This window comes from Halobacterium bonnevillei (assembly GCF_009831555.1).
Classification (GTDB): domain Archaea; phylum Halobacteriota; class Halobacteria; order Halobacteriales; family Halobacteriaceae; genus Halobacterium; species Halobacterium bonnevillei.
In genome coordinates this window covers 1-2,446 of record NZ_WUUU01000278.1, presented here as the reverse complement: position 1 = coordinate 2,446, position 2,446 = coordinate 1, and the positions used below count along the sequence as shown (strand labels likewise).

The following is a 2,446-nucleotide window of genomic DNA, read 5'->3' as shown; positions in this document are numbered from 1 at the left end:
GCTCGTGTTACGCGTCGTCCCGACGACCGCTGGCGGCATCGCGGGCGTCCTGACCGCCGCGGACCTGACGATGACGATGCTGCTCGGCGCGCTCGCCCTGTGGGTCGTCGTCCCTGTCGCGGGCGCCGTGCTCGCGCTCAACCGGCGGTCCGTGTAACGCGCAGAACGAACACCTCACGCACCTCCCGTTTCATGACACGACACACTTCGACCCGACGCGCGTTTCTCGCGGCCGGCGCGACGACAGCCGCGGTTTCGCTCGCCGGGTGTCTCGGCGGCGACGACGGCGACGACGAACCGACCGGCCCGAAACCCGACCCCATCGACCTCTCAGGCGGGAAGGTCGACGACCAGGGCGGCATGATCATCGGCGAGCACTTCGGTCCGAACGGCCAGATCTTCTACGTCGACAACAGCCCGGAGGGCCACGACAACCCTGCGTGGTTCCACACGCTCTCGGTCGGTCTCTTCCCGTACTACCTCGCCCACGAACGGGAGGGCTGGACGGCGCGCGCCATCTACGTCACCGACTACTCGACGGTCGACTACGAACTCGCGACCCGCGACGGCCAGACGTACATCAGCACGCACACGGCCGCCGACACGTTCGGGGACGCCGAGTCGATGTCCTACGTCGCCGACAGCGGCGTTCACGGCGGGATGGGGAAGGAGCTGATTCCGTTCTCCGACGAGACCGACGCGGCGTCGTTCGTCGAAACCCAGGGCGGTCGCCGCCTCGCGTTCGACGACGTCGACAGCGAGTTCCTGCAGTCCTACCGGTAACCGTTCGATACCTCACGGTAGCCACCACCTACGTCCCGAGGACCTGCTCGGAGAACTCCGCGAGCGGCCCGGTCACTCCTCCTGTTCGCGCTTCCAGGCTGCCACGCGGAACCGCCGGTAGCCGCCGTGGCTGACCTCCAACGCGCCCATCCACCAGTTCCAGCGCTCCGCCGGCGACCCGTCCGGGGCGTCCGCCAGGTGTTCGAGGATGACCGCCGGGGTCAGTTCGACGCCGAGGTCCGCCTGGAGTTTCTCGGCGTCCGCCAGGTCGCCGGCGGACCGCGCGACGGTGCGGCGTTCCGCGGGCGTCCCGCCGAACCCCTGCCGCAGGTGCAACATCAGGAGTTCCCGGTCCATTCGACTACTTCGTACTTCGGACGCGCTCGGCTTCAACACTCGGGTCGCCGAAGGGACGCGAACGGACCGCGAGCGCGGCGGTGCGACCAGTCCGTTCGACAGGGATACCGCTGACTGACGGGAAGGCCCCCCACAGCGGAGCGACCGCTCCGGCCGCGTTCGGCGGTGTCGTCCCGTCAGGCGGCCTGCCGGCGGCTTCGACGGGTTTTTGAATAGCGCACGACTGGTTGCACGCATGGCTACGTTCCAGGTCGTCGTCTCCGACCCCGAGTCGGGGCGAAGCTTCCAGCGAGAGGTCGACGGACAGGACGCGAACCGCTTCATCAGCCGACAGATCGGCGACGAAGTCGACGGCGGCGCCGTCGGCCTCGACGGCTACGCGGTCGAAATCACGGGCGGCAGCGACGCCGCCGGCCGGCCGATGCGCGACGACGTCGACGGCTCCGCACTCAAGGACATCCTCCTCACCGGCGGCCCGGGCTTCAACCCGAGCACGGACGGCGAGCGCAAGCGCGTCACCGTCCGCGGGAAGGAAGTCTCCGACGACACCGCGCAGCTCAACGTCTCCATCACCGAGCGCGGTGAGGAGTCCGTCGAGTCCCTCTACGGTGAGGGCGACGCAGAGGACGAGGACGCCGACGAAGCAGCAGCCTAAGTAGGCACGTTTTTTCGGGTTCGTCGCGTACTCGACGCCGTGAGCGACTACGACGCGTATCTCGCCGGCGACCGCACTGACCACGTCGCACTCTACCTCTCCGAGTCGTACGTCTCCGACGTCGACACGCTCGCGGACCGCGAGGACGCCGAGCGCGTCGCGGACGGAGTCGTGCTCGTCGTCGACGGCGAGCGCGGCCGCAGCGTCTTCCAGACGATCACGGGGATGTCCGCGATGGACTTCGGGTCCGCGGCGATGGACAACCCCGGGCGCATCGACGCCGACCTCGTGGACGGCGACTGCCCGGAGGCAGCCAACGAGTCCGCGGACGGCGCGGACGACCACCGCCCCGAGTTCGTGTTCTCGTTCGCGGAAGCACAGAACGAGGACGTCGGCGGCCTGTACGCAGACGGCGACGTCATTCACGCCTACGTCTACTGTTCGTGCGGAACGGCGTACTCGGACAAGTGGGTCGCGGGCGAGCGGTAGATGGCTCGCGTCGTCGCCGTCGGGAGCGCGGTGCTGGACCGCGTCTACGCGCTGTCGAACCTCCCGGAACCCGACGGCGGCGCGTTCGTTCGCGAGTACACCGAGCGGGCGGGCGGCGTGCGCGAACGCGCGTGCGCGCTGCCGCGCTCGACCACGACACCG

At 69.3% G+C, this 2,446-nt stretch carries 4 protein-coding genes; 3 read left to right on the top strand and 1 reads right to left on the bottom strand.

The window, feature by feature from the left end; genetic code table 11:
• Positions 1-192: 192 nt before the first annotated feature.
• Complete coding sequence (locus GRX66_RS18285) at positions 193-783, top strand: nitrous oxide reductase accessory protein NosL (RefSeq protein ID WP_159527762.1); 591 nt, start codon at positions 193-195, stop codon at positions 781-783.
• A gap of 72 nt (positions 784-855) precedes the next feature.
• On the opposite strand, the gene GRX66_RS18280 is transcribed toward GRX66_RS18285, so the two are convergent.
• On the bottom strand, positions 856-1,140 hold the full coding sequence (locus tag GRX66_RS18280; RefSeq protein WP_159527761.1) for a hypothetical protein: 285 nt from the start codon (positions 1,138-1,140) through the stop codon (positions 856-858).
• 235 nt (positions 1,141-1,375) lie between these two features.
• On the opposite strand from GRX66_RS18280, the gene GRX66_RS18275 reads away from it, so the two are divergent.
• Both GRX66_RS18275 and GRX66_RS18270 read left to right on the top strand, forming a co-directional pair.
• Positions 1,376-1,795, top strand: coding sequence for a 30S ribosomal protein S6e (locus GRX66_RS18275; protein WP_159527760.1), 420 nt, complete (start codon positions 1,376-1,378; stop codon positions 1,793-1,795).
• A gap of 39 nt (positions 1,796-1,834) precedes the next feature.
• A complete protein-coding gene (locus tag GRX66_RS18270; RefSeq protein ID WP_325064195.1) occupies positions 1,835-2,284 on the top strand; it encodes a DUF5807 family protein in 450 nt (149 codons plus the stop codon).
• Positions 2,285-2,446: the final 162 nt, after the last annotated feature.

Bases quoted from the DNA above. Each gene is read 5' to 3' on its own strand.
- GRX66_RS18280 (WP_159527761.1), bottom strand. From the start codon at position 1,140: ATGGACCGGGAACTCCTGATGTTGCACCTGCGGCAGGGGTTCGGCGGG.
- GRX66_RS18275 (WP_159527760.1), top strand. From the start codon at position 1,376: ATGGCTACGTTCCAGGTCGTCGTCTCCGACCCCGAGTCGGGGCGAAGC.
- GRX66_RS18285 (WP_159527762.1), top strand. From the start codon at position 193: ATGACACGACACACTTCGACCCGACGCGCGTTTCTCGCGGCCGGCGCG.